Here is a 14783-nt window from a genome sequence, read left to right on the forward strand (position 1 = left end):
GCGCATGCGCGGCGAATTCCCGCGAACCCCGGCCCGCCTCCGACCCGGCATGCCTCAGCAGAATTTTCAAGAGTCTTGCAGAGATCTCGAGCGTTCTCGCCCGTGAATCCCTGCTCAGGGATTCTGCTTCTGCGGTATCACGAAGATCTGCCCGGGATAGATGCGGTTGGGATCGCGGATCTGGTCGGTGTTGGCATCATAGATCCACGTATAGCGAATGCCCCGGCCATAGGCCTTGCGCGAAATCCGCCACAGATTGTCGCCGCGCACGATCGTCGTCGTCCGGATCTCCGGAATGACGGCGACCGAGGGAGGGGCGGCGGCCTGCGTCGGCTTGGCCTCGTCCACCGGCACCGGCGCGGTTTCGGGCGTGGTCCGCGAGCCCGAAGCCGGCGGGGTCTGCGCCGGCCGCGCCGCCGAACCTTCGGCCGTCGCGCCGGCCGTGGAGGACTGCGCGGCGGACGGGACCGGCGGCACGGCGTGGCCGGCGGGCTGGCCGTCCGACGAAGCGACGGGCTTCTCGGAGGGGGCGGCCGCCTGATCGACGGCCGGCCCGGCCGGGGAAGCCGCCATCTTTTCGGCCGACGGGGTCGCCCCGTCCGCGACGGGCCCGTTCGACGGGGCCGCGGGGGTCAAGGCGGGACGGGCCGGCGTGCTGCCGACGGCAGCCGCGGGCTTGACCGCGGGCGCGACGGCCGTCGCATCCGGCTGCATCTCCTGGCGCGGCAAGGCCGGCGCGGTCACGGCGGCATTGTGTGCCGAGGCCTGCGCCGCCGGCGCACCGGCGGGCGTGCTCGCCGGCCGGGGCGGCTGCGAGGCGGCCGCGACCACGGTCGGCGCCGAGGCCGCCAAAGTGCGGTCCGTCATCGCGAACGGCACCTCGGCGCGGGTAAGCACCCGCCCCGTCGCGGGCGCCACGTCGTCGACGCGCACCCGGTAATTGCCGGCAAGCATGCCCTTCTCGATCGTCAGGCCGAAGGAGCCGTCCTTGGCGGCCGTCACCGTCGCAACCGGTGTGTCGTTCAGATAGATGCGGATGGTGGCGCCCGGCTCGGCGGTGCCGGTGACGAAGAAGCGGCCGTTCTCGTCGGCCTCCACCGTCCTGATCGCGGCATTGGCGCGGGATGGCGTCTTGGCGGCTTCGGTCTTGCCGGCGGAGCCCGGCGTGGCGGCCGACGAGTGCGCAGGCGGCGTCGCCGCAGCGGTCGCGGGCACCGCCCGCGTCGGCGCCGCCGCCGAGGCCTGGGCATTCGCGACCACGCGATTGGCGGGCTTGACGGCGTCGGCGAGCACGCGTGAGGGCATGTTGGGCGTCTCCAGCACCACGACGACCTCCTCGCCGGGATGCTCGGGCACGCGGACCGAGATCGACTGGTCCGATGTCGCCACGCGGCCGTCGGGCGTCGTCACGCGCAAGGTGAGCTCACACGGTCCCTTCGGCAGGGCCGGCGGCACGATCGCCCACTGGCCGCCGACATCGGCAACGGCGCGTGCATAGGGCTCGCCGTTGCGCAGCAATTCGACCGTCGCGCCCGGCGTGCCCTGCCCGGCCACCACGGCGTCCCCGTCCGGCCCGATGCGGACGATATCGAAGGTGGGCGGCGGAACGGGCTTGCTGTCGCCGTCCTGCTTGCCGTTGGCGTTCCCGGACGCGCCCGCGTCCGGCTTGGGCGCTGCAGCGACAATCGCCTGCTGCCCGGCAGCCGCCGGTACCGTTCCGGGTGTAGCGGCTGCCGATGCGGAAGGCTGGGGCGCGGCCTTGGCCGGCGGCTGCGACGGGGCGGCGCCGGGCGAGGCGGGCCCGGATTTCGCAGGCTTCGCCTCGGTGGCGACCGCCGCGGCACCGGAATCGCCCGGCTTGGACGTCTCGGATCCGCCGGCCTGCGAAGAGGCAACGGCCGGCTTGGAAAGATCAGGCTTGGAAACATCGGGCTCGGAGGCGGCGGGCTTGGCTTCCGATGCGACCGGCGTGGACGATTTGGCGGGGCCGGCCGCAGGCTTGACGGCGGCCTGATCGGAGGCCGGCTGCGTCTGCGCCGGGGGCGCACTTTCCGCGACTTTCTCCTGCGAGGCCGGCACGGCGGGTGCCGGCTCGCGCACCAGCACGCCATAGAGCGTGCCGACGCTGACGATGCTCGCCGCGCCGACAATGCCCGCTATAGTCTTCCACCCCGCCGCCATCAGGCTCTCCAGACGCCGCACCCGCTCCCGCGGCCGCGAACAGCCATGCCGCGTTCGGCCATGCGTTTCGCACCGCGAGATCAACAATTCACAGTTTGTCCTTTATCGACAAAAGATCGCTCCCTGTCGATAAAAGCGCATTCAATAATGCCGCAATTCGCCGCACGCAGAGGTTGAAACGGCGCCAAAACCCATCGATGCCCGCGGCGCGGGCAAATCATGGCCTTTTTGTGAGCAGACTTCCAAGGCGTGGGCAAGGCCGCGTCATCTCGGAGAGACAGGTGGGGAATGCGACGATGGTGACACCGTTCAAGCGTCTTGACCATCCGCATGCTGCGATGCAGAACCGGTGACATGACAAAACTTCGATCGATTTGCGTCTATTGCGGTTCCAGCAATGGGGTTCGCCCCTCCTATGTCGAGGGTGCTCAGCGGCTCGGGGCCGCCATGGCCTCGGCCGGGATCCGGCTGGTGTATGGCGGGGGCGATGTCGGCCTGATGGGCACCGTCGCCCGTTCGGTCATCGACAATGGCGGCCATGTCACCGGCATCATCCCGACCTTCCTGCAGCGGCGCGAGCGCATGCTGACGGCTGTCGAGGAGCTGATCGTCACCAAGGACATGCACGAGCGCAAGCGCCTGATGTTCGAGCGCGCCGATGCTTTCGTCGCCCTGCCCGGCGGGGTCGGCACGCTCGAGGAACTCGTCGAGCAATTGACCTGGGCGCAGCTCGGCCAGCACAGGAAGCCGATCGTCCTTGCCAATATCGACGGATTCTGGAGCCGTTTCCTCGACATCCTCGATCATATGCGGCGCGAAGGCTTCATTCGCGCCGAGATGGCGGTCGACGTGCTGATCGCCAACGATCCCGACGAGATCGTGCCGATGATCGCGGCGGCGGTCGAGAAGGTCACCAAGGCGCAGATGGAACTCAGAGTCGCGCCGACCGCGCTGTAGGTCCCGGAAGCACGGACATGCTGTCCGCGCCGGCCTTCAGCAGCTTGTAGGTGATCGAATCCGTCAGGGCCTGGAACGAGGCGTCGATGATGTTGGCGGAGACGCCGACGGTGGTCCAGCGCTCTCCCGCGGCATCCTGGAATTCGATGAGGACGCGCGTCACCGCGTCGGTGCCGCCCTGGAAGATGCGGACCTTGTAGTCCACGAGCTTGAGATCCTCGATATAGGACTGGTACTTGCCGAGATCCTTGCGCAGCGCCGTGTCGAGGGCGTTGACGGGGCCGTTGCCTTCCGCCGCCGAGATCAGGTCTTCCTCGCCGACCTTGACCTTGACGATCGCCTCCGAATAGCTGGCGAGTTCGCCGCGCGCGTTCCAGCGCCTTTCGACATTCACGCTGAAGCGCTCGACGAAGAAGAACTCCGGCACGGTGCCGAGAATGCGCTTGGCCAGCAGGAAGAAGGAGGCATCGGCGCCTTCATAGGCATAGCCCTGCGCCTCCTTGTCCTTGAGCGCGCCGAGAAGCCGGCCGAGCCTCGGATCATCCCTGTCGACGCCGACGCCGAGGCGTTCGAGTTCGGCGAGGATGTTGGATCGGCCCGCCTGGTCCGACACCAGCAGCTTGCGGCGGTTGCCGACGCTCTCCGGCGGCACATGCTCATAGGTCGCGGGATCCTTGACCACGGCGGAGGCGTGGATGCCCGCCTTGGTCGCGAAGGCGGACGAGCCGACATAGGGCGCGTGGTGATCGGGCGTGCGGTTCAGCAGCTCGTCGAGCTGGCGCGAGACGCGGGTCAGGGTCTGCAGCTTCTCCGTCGTCACGCCGATCTCGAAGCGGTCGGCATAGGCCGGCTTGAGCAGCAGCGTCGGAATCAGCGAGGTGAGATTGGCATTGCCACAGCGTTCACCGAGCCCGTTGAGCGTGCCCTGGATCTGGCGCACGCCCGCGCGCAGCGCCGCGAGCGAATTGGCGACCGCCTGCTCGGTATCGTTATGGGCGTGGATGCCGAGATTGTCACCGGGAATGGCCTGCGCCACCTCGCCGACGATGCGCTCCACCTCGTGCGGCAGCGTGCCGCCATTGGTGTCGCACAGGACGACCCAGCGCGCGCCGGCCTCGAAGGCCGCGCGGGCGCAGGCGAGCGCATAGGCGGGATTGGCCTTGTAGCCGTCGAAGAAATGCTCGCAGTCGAGCAGCACCTCGCGGCCGCGGGCGGCGGCCGCCGCGACGCTGTCGCGGATCGATTCGAGATTGTCGTCGAGGCCGATGCCGAGCGCCAGCCGCACCTGGTGGTCCCAGCTCTTGGCGACGAAGCACACCGCATCGGCCCTGGCGTCGAGAAGGCCCGCGACCCCGGGATCGTTGGCGGCCGAGCGCCCGGCCCGCTTCGTCATGCCGAAGGCGGTGAAGCGGGCCCTGAGCCCGTTGTCCGCGCTGAAGAATTCGGTATCGAGAGGATTGGCGCCGGGATAGCCGCCCTCGATATAGTCGATGCCGAGATCGTCGAGCAGATGGGCGATCGCCCGCTTGTCGGGCAGCGAGAAATCGACGCCGGTGGTCTGGGCGCCGTCGCGCAGGGTCGTGTCGAAGAGGTAGAGCCGGCTGCGGGTCATGACCGCATGCCCTGCGGGGCCCCGGCGAGATCCTTCTTCATCGTCGTATTGCCGATCCACTCGTCGCCGAGCACCACCGTGTTGCGCCGCTGCGCCTCGAAGCCGCGCCTCTCGAAGAAATCGCGGGCGCTGTCGCTCGCATCGACCATCAGGCGGGTGGCGCCGCGCGCCTTGGCGAGCTGCTCGATCGCATTGTAGAGCAGGGTGGCGACGCCCTGCCCCGCGACCGCCGGATGGACGTAGAGCAGCGCGACCGTCTCCTTGCCCTCGAGCGCGATGAAGCCGACCGGAGCGCCGTCCACGGTGGCGACCAGCGTCAGGCACGCCGCCAGCTTGCGGCCGAAGGCTTCCTCGTCGTCAGCGCTGCCGGCCCAGGCTTCCTGCTGGAGTTCGGAATAGTCCTCGCCCGTGAGTTCGAGGACGCCGGCACGGAAGATCTCGGCCAGGATCGGGGTGTCGGCCGGCAGGAACGGCCGCAGGCCAGCCTTGGGCGTGCCGGTGAATCCGGTTGGGGCCGTCATGGCTTGACCTCCCACGTGGTGGTACCGTCCTTGTTGTCCTTGACCGCGATGTTCAGCCGCGCCAGTTCGTCACGGATGCGATCCGACTCGGCCCAGTTCTTGGCCGCCCTCGCCGTCTTCCTGGCGAGGAGCAGCGCCTCGACATCGGCCCGCAGCATGTCGCTCACCACGCTGTCGCCGCGCAGGGCCGCCACCTCGTTGGTGAAGCCGAGAAAGGCGAGCGATGCCGCGCGGGCCGCCGGGTCGCCGATCTGATGCAGCCTCGCCAGCACGGCAGGCATGTTGAGGTCGTCCGAGAGGGCCTCGATCACGCCGTCGTCGACGGCACCGCCCGCAGGCGTCTCCTCGTACCAGCGCAGCAGCGTCTGGTGCGCCTCGTGGAGCGCCTGCACCGTCCAGTCGATCGGCTGGCGGTAATGCGTCCGCAGCATGGCCAGGCGCAGCACGTCGCCGGGCCATGCCCGCCCGCCGAAACGGTCGCTCGCCAGCAATTCCCGGATGGTGATGAAATTGCCGAGGCTCTTCGACATCTTCTCGCCTTCGACCTGCAGGAAGCCGTTATGCATCCACACGGTCGCCATCAGCGGCGTGCCGAGCGCGCAGCAGGTCTGGGCGATCTCGTTCTCGTGATGGGGGAAGACCAGGTCGATGCCGCCGCCATGGATGTCGAAGACGTTCCTGGCCGGATCTTCGCAGGCGAGCCCCCCGCCGAAGGGCGTCAGGAGCTTGGCCATCGACATGGCCGAGCATTCGATGTGCCAGCCCGGGCGGCCGCGGGTGGCGATGCCGCACGGGCTCGGCCAGCCGGGCTGATGGCCGCTCGAGGGCTTCCACAGCACGAAGTCCATCGCATCGCGCTTGTAGGGGGCGACGTCGACGCGGGCGCCGGCCAGCATCTCGTCGAGCGAGCGCCGGGCGAGCGAACCATAGCGCGGGGCGGTGGCGATACGCCCCATCGCCTCGACGGAGAACAGCACATGCTCCTCGGCGACATAGGCGACGCCGCGCGCCACCAGGCGCTCGATGATCGCCTTCATCTCCTCGATATGGTCGGTGGCGCGCGGCTCGACCATCTGGGGCGGCTCGCCCGGCGTGTTGACATCGGCCGGCATCAGCACCCCGAGGGCGCGGATATCCTCATGGAACTGCGCGAGGGTGCCGTCCGTCAGATCACGGATGGTGATGCCGCGCTCGGCGGCGCGATCGTTGATCTTGTCGTCGACATCCGTGATGTTGCGCGCATAGGTGACGTGCTCCGCGCCATAGAGGCGGCGCAGGAGGCGGAACAGCACGTCGAAGACGATGATCGGCCTGGCATTGCCGATATGGGCGAAGTCGTAGACCGTCGGCCCGCAGACATAGAGCCGGACACGATCAGGATCGGCCGGCTGGAAGTCGACCTTGGCGCGCGTGCGCGTATCATAGAGCCTTAAGGCCATGGGTTCCCCACCTCGGCTGGCCGGGGCGTCCTGCGCTCAAGGTTTTGGGCGAATGACGGCGCCAGCCCGCGATGTCGCTAGCTGCAGATAATCCGCTGCAGGATTGCCGTCTCTTTCATGCGGGACCAATGTGCCATGCCTTGCGTTATGTCAAGCCACAGATGCGGTGGCTGGCGATGGTGATGCAGGGAGGCAACAGAGATGGGGCAAAGTTTCCGGCCGGGGATTTACGGATGTTTAAAATCGCACTGCGATGGTAGTGACGCTCCGATATCGAACGGGGCGGTCCCCGTTCAGAAGCGTGTTTTTTCGATGATCCCTCGTTATATCGTCCTGCTCGCCGCCCTGGCCGCGGCCACTCCCGCTTGCGCCCAGAACATCGCCTCCTTCGTCGTGCCCAATGATGACGGCTATGGCGTGGATGCCTGCCTCGAAAGCGGCAATGCCTGCGGCCAGCCGATCGCTACCGAATGGTGCGTCGCCAACGGCTACAGCCGCGCGATCAACTATCGCCAGCAGACGGCCGCCGACATCACCGGCAGCATCCGCCAGCCCACCGAAATCGCGGCCGCCCAGCCGCATGCGATCGTGATCACCTGCGAGAAGTAGGCGGAGGCAAGCGCGCGGGCCGTCTCAATCGGTGACGAAGTCCCCGCATTTCGGCACGGGCTCGCCGCCCCACGGCATCACCGGAACGGTCGAGGTCGAATTCTTCGGCGAGCCGTCGATCAGCTTGTCCGAATAGACCACATAGACCAGCACGTTGCGCTTGGCGTCGCAGCCGCGGACGACCTGCATCTTCTTGAACAAGAGCGAGCGGGACTGCCGGTAGACCAGCGCCCCCTGCTCGAATTTCGTCTTGAACTTGATCGGCCCGATCTGGCGGCAGGCGAGCGAGATGTCGGAGGTCTGCTCGGCAACGCCGAACATGCCCTTGAGGCCGCCCTTCTCCGGTACGGTGAAATGGCAGGCGACGCCCTCGACGTCGGGATCATCGATGCCGTAGGTCGCGAGCTTGTCGTCGGGCGTCAGAAATTTCCACACGGTGGATTTCTTGAAGATCAGGTCGGGCTCTTCCGCCGCCGCCGGCAGTGGTGCGGCGGACATTCCCAGGACCATGACCGCGGCAAGGCAAGACAGAATTCTACGCAGCATCGGGACCTCCTCGTCATCCTGCATATGGGAAGGACCGCGGGCGAACGCCACCCCCGCCGCACCTGCGCAGCGCGCTTACGCCCCCAGGCGCGCCAATGCCCGCGCCCGTCCGATCAGCGGCAGCAGGGTCTTGAGCTCGGGCCCGTGGTCGAGGCCAGTCAAGGCGCGGCGAAGCGGCATGAACAAGGCCTTGCCCTTGGCGCCGGTTTCGGCCTTCACCGCGTCGGTCCAGGTGCTCCAGGTCCCCTCGGTCCAGGGCTCGGGCGGCAGCAGGGCGGCGGCCCGCGCCAGGAAATCGCCGTCGCCGGCATCCGCCTGCACCGGCCCGGTCACGACGTCCCACCACGTCTTGGCGTCCGCCAGCCGCACGACATTGCTGCGCACCGCAAGCCAGAATGCCTCGCCGCCGCCGACACCGAGCGCCTCGAGGCGGGCCGCCACCTCGGCATAGGGGGTTTCGTGGAGCAGGCGGGCGTTGAGCGTCTCGATCTCGGCGGGATCGAAGCGGGCCGGCGCCCGCGAGATGCGCGACAGGTCGACCAGCCCGGCGAGCGCCGCCAGCGAGGCGACCGGGCGGACCGCCTCGGCGGTACCGGTGAGCACGGCGAGGCTCGCAACCGCCATGGGCTCGAAGCCGGCCTCGCGCAGCGAGCCGATCGACAGGGCGCCGCTCCGCTTCGACAGCCCCTCGCCGCTCGCCGTGGTGAGAAGATTGTGGTGTGCGAAGGCCGGCACGGCCCCGCCCAGCGCCTCGAAGATCTCGATCTGCACCGCCGTGTTGGTGACGTGGTCCTCGCCGCGGATGATGTGGGTGACGCCGAGGTCGATGTCGTCGACGACCGAGGGCAAGGTATAGAGATAGCCGCCGTCGGCGCGGATCAGCACCGGATCCGACAGCGAGGCGGTGTCGACATGGGCGTGGCCGCGCACGCCGTCTTCCCAGGACACGTTGCGGTGGTCGAGGAGGAAGCGCCAATGCCGACGGCGCCCTTCGGCCTCGAACGCCGCCTTCTGCTCCGCCGTGAGCCGGAGCGCCGCCCGGTCGTAGACGGGTGGCAGGCCGCGGGCCATCTGGCGCCGGCGCCGGCGCTCGAGTTCGTCCTCGCTTTCGTAGCAGGGATAGAGCAACCCGGCGGCGCGCAGCTTCGCGGCGGCGGCATCGTAGAGCGCCATCCGCTGCGACTGCCTCACCGCCAGGTCCGGCGTCATGCCGAGCCAGGCGAGGTCGATGGCGATCGCCGTAGCGTATTCCTCCCGCGAGCGTTCCCGGTCGGTGTCGTCATAGCGCAGGATGAAACGGCCCCCGTCGCGCTTGGCCACGCACCAGTTGAGCAGGGCGGTGCGGATGTTTCCGATATGGATATAGCCGGTGGGGGACGGAGCGAAGCGGACGACGGGCGGCATGGAAGGCTTTCGACTGCGAAGGGATCCCGAAGGGGAGCATGGCCCTATATCGCAGAATGCGGCTGCATAAGAAAGAAAGCGGCCGGGCGGCGGCGATCGCAGACGGAATCGTGAAGTTTCCGTGGCATCGCGCCCCGACGGCGCTTCCACAGGCAGGCGCCGCCGCACAGGCAGGCACTTGGTTCGATGTGAACGCCGGGATTATTCTCTTGATTCAGAAATCGGCTTCGGCCTTTATCGCAAATACGGTCCGTGCCGCCTCGTATCGATCTTCGCGTCGCATGACGCTAGGGAAAATGATTTGAAGCACCGTCGAAGAATTCATTCTTTGTTTGCCCGCGGCCCTCAGTGTGTGCGGGAACCTGAAGCGAAGGATGCGGCGGGTGGAGCTGGGATAGAAGTGATGTTGCGTTATCCACGGATGTCCGCGTTTGCGGCGGGCGGTCTTCTCTGCATGCTGGCGGCGCCGGCACTGGCACAATCGGCCCCGGCGCAGGCGCCCCCTACCGGCAGCGGTTTCTGGGCCGATTATATCGCCGGCAACTGGTCGCTCACCCTGGGCGCCTCCGGCACGGTCGGGCCGAGCTATGAGGGGGCCAGCAACATGGCCCTGAGCGCCGCCCCTATGGTGTCGCTGGCGCGTAGCGGAGCAGGCCCGGCCTTCACATCCCGCAACGACAATCCGGGGCTCTCGCTCTACGACGTCGGAACCTTCCGTATCGGCCCCGTCGGCAAGATCCTTTTCACGCGCGATTCGTCGGCCTCGAACGATCTCAGGGGCCTGCGGGCGGTGCCGTGGGGGCTCGAAGCGGGTCTGTTCGCCGACTATTATCCGACCGACTGGCTGCGCCTGCGCGCCGAAGTGCGCCAGGGCTTCAAGTCTCATCACGGCGTGGTGGGCGACCTCGCCGCCGACGCCTTCTACGATTTCCTGCCGGACTGGCGCATTTCCGGCGGCCCGCGCATGTCGGTGGCGAGCAGCAGCTATTATCGGGCCTATTACGGGGTGACGCCGGCCGAATCGGCACTGTCGGGCCTCGACGTCTATTCACCCGGCGGCGGCATCAAGTCGGTCGGCTTCGGCGGCGCCCTGACCTGGAAGACGACGGACAAGATCACCACCAGCGCCTTCGCCGAATATAACCGCCTCACCGGCCCTGCCGCCGATTCGAGCCTCGTCAGGCAGCGCGGTTCGGTCAACCAGCTGATGTTCGGCCTGTCGGCGACCTACCGCTTCGACTTCACCCTGTAGCCGCCCGGCGCGGCACGCCCCGCACGAAGCCGCCGGCGCGGTCTCGTGCCGGAAGCCGCGGTTGCGCGGAAGCCAGGCACAAGGAAGCGGGAAGCGATGGCCTTGCCGCATGGCGTGTGACATGGTTCTCCTCCCCGGTCCGGTCGGAGAGTGTGTGACGCCGTGAACGCCCCTGCTTTGCCCCATCTCTATTCGCCGTTCACGATCCGGCGCACCACGATCAAGAACCGGATCATGTCGACCGGGCACGATACCACGCTGCCCACCGCTTTCGTGCCCAATGACGCGCTGATCGCCTACCAGCAGGCCCGGGCCGAAGGCGGCGTCGGCCTCATCGTCGTCCAGGTCGCCGGCGTGCACGAAACCGCCCGTTACACCTCGCATCTGCTGATGGCGACGAGCGACGACTGCATCCCCGGCTACCGCAGGCTCGCGGAGACCTGCCACGCCCATGGCGCGACCGTGTTCGGGCAGTTGTTCCATCCCGGCCGCGAGATCATGGAGACGGCCGAGGGAACCGCGCCGGTCGCCTACGCGCCTTCCGCGGTGCCGAACCAGCGCTTCCACGTCATGCCCCGCCCGATGTCCCGACGCCTGATCGGCGAGATCGTCGAAGGCTATGGCGCGGCGGCGCGGCGCCTGGAGGCGGCCGGGCTCGACGGCGTCGAGATCGTCGGCAGCCATGGCTACCTGCCGGCGCAATTCGTCAATCCGCGCGTCAACCTGCGCGAGGACGACTATGGCGGCACGCTCGACAACCGCCTGCGCTTCCTGCGCGAGGTCGCCGCGGCCGTGCGAAAGCAGACCGGCCCCGACTTCATCCTCGGACTGCGCTTCAGCGCCGAGGACAGCGACCTCCACGGCCTCACGGCGGCGGAAGTCCTCGAGGCGCTGACGGCGCTCGACGACGTCTTCGACTATTTCAACCTCACCATCGGCTCCTCGGCCAGCTTCGGGGGCGCCGTCCACATCGCGCCGGCCATGGCCTTTGCCAGCGCCTATGGCGCGCCGGCTGCCGCCGCCGTCAAGCGGCGGGTCAAGGTCCCGGTGTTCTACACCGGGCGGGTCAACCAGCCCCAGGACGCCGAACGGCTGATCGCGGCGGGCGACGCCGACATGGTCGGCATGACCCGCGCCCTCATCTGCGATCCCGACATGCCGGCGAAGGCGCAGGACGGCCGTTTCGACGATATCCGCGCCTGCATCGCCTGCAACCAGGCCTGTATCGGCCATTTCCAGCTCGGGGTGCCGATCTCCTGCATCCAGCATCCGGAGACCGGCCGCGAGCTTCGCTACGGCCGCATCACGCCCGCCGCGGCGCGCAAGCGCGTGCTGGTCGCCGGCGGCGGCCCCGCCGGCCTCAAGGCCGCCGCGGTGGCGGCGCAGAGAGGCCACGACGTCATGCTGTTCGAAGCGTCCGAGCGCCTCGGCGGCCAGGCTCTCCTGGCGCAGCTGCTGCCGCGCCGCCTCGAATTCGGCGGTATCGTCGGCAATCTCTCGCGCGAAGCCGAGGCGGCCGGCGTCGCCATCGTCAAGCGCATGAAAGTGGACCGCGGGCTCGTCGCGAGGGAGAACCCCGATGCGGTGATCGTGGCCACCGGCGCCACGCCCCGACGCCCGGCGCTTCCCGGCGAGGAGACCGCCCATGTCGTCACCGCATGGCAGGTGCTGCGCGACGAGGTCAATATCGGCAGTTCGGCGCTGGTGGCGGACTGGCGCTGCGACTGGATCGGCATGGGGGTGGCGGAAAAGCTGGCGCGGGCCGGCTGCAAGGTCCGCCTCGCCGTCAACGGCTACATGCCCGGCCAGCGTATCCAGGCCTATGTCCGCGACCAATGGGCCGGCGTGCTGCACGACCTCGGGGTCGAGGTCATTCCCTATGCCGATCTCTACGGCGTCGACGGCCAGACCGTCTATCTCGCCCATGTCACCGGCAAGGAACCGATCATCGTCGAGGGCATCGACACGCTCGTGACCTCGCTCGGCCATGAGGCCGTGAACACGCTCGAAGCCGAGCTCGATGATTTCCAGGGCGAGGTCCACATGATCGGGGACTGCCTGACGCCGCGCACGGCCGAGGAAGCCGTGCTCGAAGGTATGCGCGCCGGCTGGGCGGTGTAATCCAGCCCCTATGGGGGCCTGCCGGCTGCAACCCGGCCCCCTCGCCGGGCGACTCGCGATATTGGCATGCGTTTGGCGCATACCTATTCTGCGTTTCCGGAGCTGACGAAAATCGCGGCCAGTCGCTACCAATCTTCCAGGCAATGGAATCTGCCTGATCCTCCGGATCGAACCGCCTCCTGAAAGGCTGATGACTCCTACTCAACTGTTTTTCAACAGGTGAGGAGTCATGGCCTGCCGACCTCTCCGGGAAGGCGACGCCAGCCGACGGCTCCCCCTGCGCGGAGCTGTCATGTCGCCGAGCTTGCTCTACAATCGACTTCTCCAGGCCTTGGCCCTGTTCAGATGGTTTGCCATCGTCGTACCGATGGCGGCCGTCGTCGGTTCGTTCTGCGCCCTTTTCCTTTGGGCGCTGGACAGAGCGACGCAGGCCCGGTTCGAGCATCCCCTGCTCCTCTTCGGCCTGCCCGTCGCCGGGCTGGCGGTCGGCGGGGTCTATCACTGGATCGGACGGTCCGCCGAGGGCGGCAACAATCTCATCGTCGACCAGATTCACGAGCCGGGAGCGGGCGTGCCGCTGCGCATGGCGCCGCTGATCCTGATCTCGACGGTCGTCACCCATCTGTTCGGCGGGTCGGCCGGCCGCGAAGGAACGGCCGTCCAGCTCGGCGGCAGCCTGGCGAGCACGTTGGGCCGGCTCCTGCGGCTGGAGGCCAGCGAGGTCCGCCTCCTGCTGATGGCCGGCATCGCCGCCGGCTTCGGCGCAGTGTTCGGCACCCCCATCGCGGGCACCGTCTTCGCACTCGAAGTGCTGACCGTCGGCCGTATCGAATATGAAGCGCTGCTGCCCTGCCTGCTCGCCGCCGTCGCGGGGGACTGGGTCTGCCAGCTATGGGGCATCCAGCATGTGCGCTATGCGATCGGGTTCGGTGCCGCGGATGTCGGCTTCCGCCTGGACGTCCTGCTCCTGGCGAAGGTGGCGCTGGCGGGCGCGGCTTTCGGCCTCGTCGGGCAGATCTTCGCCGAACTCTCGCACAGTGCCCAGGCCGTGGTGAAGAAGCTCGTCGCCTTTGCCCCGCTTCGACCGGTGCTGGGCGGCGTGATCGTCATCGCCCTCGTCTATGCCCTCGGCACGAGGGAGTATCTCGGGCTTGGCGTCTGGTCTCCCCATCCGGCCGACGCCACGATCCTCGGCTTCTTCGATGCAGCCCGGACGGATTATTGGAGCTGGCTGTGGAAGCTCCTGTTCACCGTCGTGACCCTGAGCACGGGATTCAAGGGGGGAGAAGTCACGCCGCTCTTCTTCATCGGTGCGGCACTCGGCAATGCGCTCGCCCATCTCACCGGCGCTCCCGTCGACCTGCTCGCCGGCCTCGGCTTCGTCGCGGTCTTCGCCGGGGCATCCAACACGCCGCTCGCCTGCACCATCATGGGCATCGAGCTGTTCGGCGCGGCGGACACCGTCTACATCGCCACCGCGTGCTTCCTCGCCTATCTCTTCAGCGGTCACTCGGGCATCTACCTGTCGCAGCGCGTCGGTGTCCCGAAGACCGACCACGCTTTCGTGCCGCCGGATGTTTCCTTGCGCGACATCCGCCAGATCGGCCGCCCCCAGCTCATCTCCTTCCATAACCGCCCCACGGCTCGCAGCGAAGCTGCAGCCGGCGGATCGAACACCCCGCCGAGAAAGGACCTCGCCATGCCCTTCCCCCACATCGTCACGCCGAGCGAAATCGGCATGGTCCGGATCTATCTGAGGCCGCGCGACAGAATGCCGGCCAAGCGGGCCCGCGCCTTCTGGGGCGCGCAGCCCCTCTATCGCGGCCTCGTTCTGGCCGCGCGGAAAGCCGGCATCATGAACGCCGTCGCCCACCACACGCATTTCGGCTACAGCAATCATGGCAGCCTGCAGGAACACGACCACGAACTCGGCAACCCCGAGCTGACGATGTGCATCGAGCTCATCGCGCCCCGCAAGCTGCTCGAAACCTTCTGCAGGGAGCATGGCGCCCTCCTGCACAAGAAGGTGGTGATCTACAAACAGCTCGAGCGCTGGGCTGTCGGGGCGATGCACGATGTCGCGGTGGACATATCGGCCCCGGGAGGATCCGAGGACGACCTCGTGGCCAAGGCGGGGTAGC

Annotated in this window: 12 protein-coding genes and 1 riboswitch; of the genes, 6 read left to right on the plus strand and 6 right to left on the minus strand. The window is 68.0% G+C overall.

Going from position 1 to position 14783, the window contains the following annotated elements:
* Positions 1 to 114 precede the first annotated feature (114 nt).
* Entirely contained in the window at positions 115 to 2181 is a 2067-nt protein-coding gene (locus tag J3R73_RS20190) for a LysM peptidoglycan-binding domain-containing protein (protein WP_307430938.1), read from the minus strand.
* Positions 2182 to 2535: 354 nt separating this feature from the next.
* Between J3R73_RS20190 and J3R73_RS20195 the strand changes: the two genes are divergently transcribed.
* Positions 2536 to 3138: an LOG family protein gene (locus tag J3R73_RS20195; RefSeq protein ID WP_307430941.1), complete on the plus strand. Its 603-nt coding sequence runs from the start codon at positions 2536 to 2538 to the stop codon at positions 3136 to 3138.
* Here J3R73_RS20195 and cimA read toward each other — a convergent pair.
* The 3 genes from cimA to cysS are packed head-to-tail and all read right to left on the minus strand — an operon-like array spanning position 3113 to position 6710.
* The gene (cimA, locus tag J3R73_RS20200; protein WP_307430944.1) at positions 3113 to 4750 is read right to left on the minus strand and encodes a citramalate synthase; all 1638 of its coding nucleotides are present in this window, start codon (positions 4748 to 4750) and stop codon (positions 3113 to 3115) included. The genes J3R73_RS20195 and cimA overlap by 26 nt on opposite strands.
* Positions 4747 to 5271 carry a GNAT family N-acetyltransferase gene (locus tag J3R73_RS20205; protein ID WP_307430947.1) on the minus strand — a complete coding sequence of 175 codons (525 nt, stop codon included), beginning with the start codon at positions 5269 to 5271 and terminating at the stop codon, positions 4747 to 4749. The genes cimA and J3R73_RS20205 overlap by 4 nt, the downstream gene beginning before the upstream one ends.
* Positions 5268 to 6710: a cysteine--tRNA ligase gene (cysS, locus tag J3R73_RS20210; RefSeq protein WP_307430950.1), complete on the minus strand. Its 1443-nt coding sequence runs from the start codon at positions 6708 to 6710 to the stop codon at positions 5268 to 5270. The genes J3R73_RS20205 and cysS overlap by 4 nt, the downstream gene beginning before the upstream one ends.
* A gap of 312 nt (positions 6711 to 7022) precedes the next feature.
* On the opposite strand from cysS, the gene J3R73_RS20215 reads away from it, so the two are divergent.
* Positions 7023 to 7319 carry a hypothetical protein gene (locus J3R73_RS20215; protein ID WP_307430954.1) on the plus strand — a complete coding sequence of 99 codons (297 nt, stop codon included), beginning with the start codon at positions 7023 to 7025 and terminating at the stop codon, positions 7317 to 7319.
* Between the two features lie 24 nt (positions 7320 to 7343).
* Here the strand turns inward: J3R73_RS20215 and J3R73_RS20220 are convergent, their stop codons facing one another.
* Both J3R73_RS20220 and gltX read right to left on the minus strand, forming a co-directional pair.
* Positions 7344 to 7829 (minus strand): CreA family protein, encoded by a 486-nt coding sequence (locus tag J3R73_RS20220; protein ID WP_307437549.1) that lies wholly within the window; start codon positions 7827 to 7829, stop codon positions 7344 to 7346.
* 111 nt (positions 7830 to 7940) lie between these two features.
* A complete protein-coding gene (gene gltX / locus J3R73_RS20225) occupies positions 7941 to 9269 on the minus strand; it encodes a glutamate--tRNA ligase (RefSeq protein WP_307430956.1) in 1329 nt (442 codons plus the stop codon).
* 38 nt (positions 9270 to 9307) lie between these two features.
* Here gltX and J3R73_RS20230 point away from each other — a divergent pair, with 38 nt between their 5' ends.
* From J3R73_RS20230 to J3R73_RS20245, 4 genes are all read left to right on the plus strand, one after another.
* Positions 9308 to 9574, plus strand: a complete 267-nt coding sequence (locus J3R73_RS20230; RefSeq protein ID WP_307430959.1) for a hypothetical protein — start codon at positions 9308 to 9310, stop codon at positions 9572 to 9574.
* A gap of 98 nt (positions 9575 to 9672) precedes the next feature.
* Positions 9673 to 10521: a MipA/OmpV family protein gene (locus tag J3R73_RS20235; RefSeq protein ID WP_307430962.1), complete on the plus strand. Its 849-nt coding sequence runs from the start codon at positions 9673 to 9675 to the stop codon at positions 10519 to 10521.
* A 162-nt stretch (positions 10522 to 10683) separates the two neighbouring features.
* Positions 10684 to 12642, plus strand: a complete 1959-nt coding sequence (locus J3R73_RS20240; RefSeq protein ID WP_307430965.1) for an oxidoreductase — start codon at positions 10684 to 10686, stop codon at positions 12640 to 12642.
* A 130-nt stretch (positions 12643 to 12772) separates the two neighbouring features.
* A riboswitch (Fluoride riboswitch) is annotated at positions 12773 to 12849 on the plus strand.
* Positions 12850 to 12934: 85 nt separating this feature from the next.
* A complete protein-coding gene (locus J3R73_RS20245) occupies positions 12935 to 14782 on the plus strand; it encodes a voltage-gated chloride channel family protein (protein WP_307430969.1) in 1848 nt (615 codons plus the stop codon).
* Position 14783: the final 1 nt, after the last annotated feature.

The organism is Labrys monachus, from assembly GCF_030814655.1.
In the GTDB taxonomy this organism is placed as follows: domain Bacteria; phylum Pseudomonadota; class Alphaproteobacteria; order Rhizobiales; family Labraceae; genus Labrys; species Labrys monacha.

Excerpts from the sequence above, each read along its gene's own strand:
- J3R73_RS20190 (WP_307430938.1), bottom strand. The coding sequence starts at position 2,181 with ATGGCGGCGGGGTGGAAGACTATAGCGGGCATTGTCGGCGCGGCGAGC.
- J3R73_RS20195 (WP_307430941.1), top strand. The coding sequence starts at position 2,536 with ATGACAAAACTTCGATCGATTTGCGTCTATTGCGGTTCCAGCAATGGG.
- cimA (WP_307430944.1), bottom strand. The coding sequence starts at position 4,750 with ATGACCCGCAGCCGGCTCTACCTCTTCGACACGACCCTGCGCGACGGC.
- J3R73_RS20205 (WP_307430947.1), bottom strand. The coding sequence starts at position 5,271 with ATGACGGCCCCAACCGGATTCACCGGCACGCCCAAGGCTGGCCTGCGG.
- cysS (WP_307430950.1), bottom strand. The coding sequence starts at position 6,710 with ATGGCCTTAAGGCTCTATGATACGCGCACGCGCGCCAAGGTCGACTTC.
- J3R73_RS20215 (WP_307430954.1), top strand. The coding sequence starts at position 7,023 with ATGATCCCTCGTTATATCGTCCTGCTCGCCGCCCTGGCCGCGGCCACT.
- J3R73_RS20220 (WP_307437549.1), bottom strand. The coding sequence starts at position 7,829 with ATGGTCCTGGGAATGTCCGCCGCACCACTGCCGGCGGCGGCGGAAGAG.
- gltX (WP_307430956.1), bottom strand. The coding sequence starts at position 9,269 with ATGCCGCCCGTCGTCCGCTTCGCTCCGTCCCCCACCGGCTATATCCAT.
- J3R73_RS20230 (WP_307430959.1), top strand. The coding sequence starts at position 9,308 with ATGGCCCTATATCGCAGAATGCGGCTGCATAAGAAAGAAAGCGGCCGG.
- J3R73_RS20235 (WP_307430962.1), top strand. The coding sequence starts at position 9,673 with ATGTTGCGTTATCCACGGATGTCCGCGTTTGCGGCGGGCGGTCTTCTC.
- J3R73_RS20245 (WP_307430969.1), top strand. The coding sequence starts at position 12,935 with ATGTCGCCGAGCTTGCTCTACAATCGACTTCTCCAGGCCTTGGCCCTG.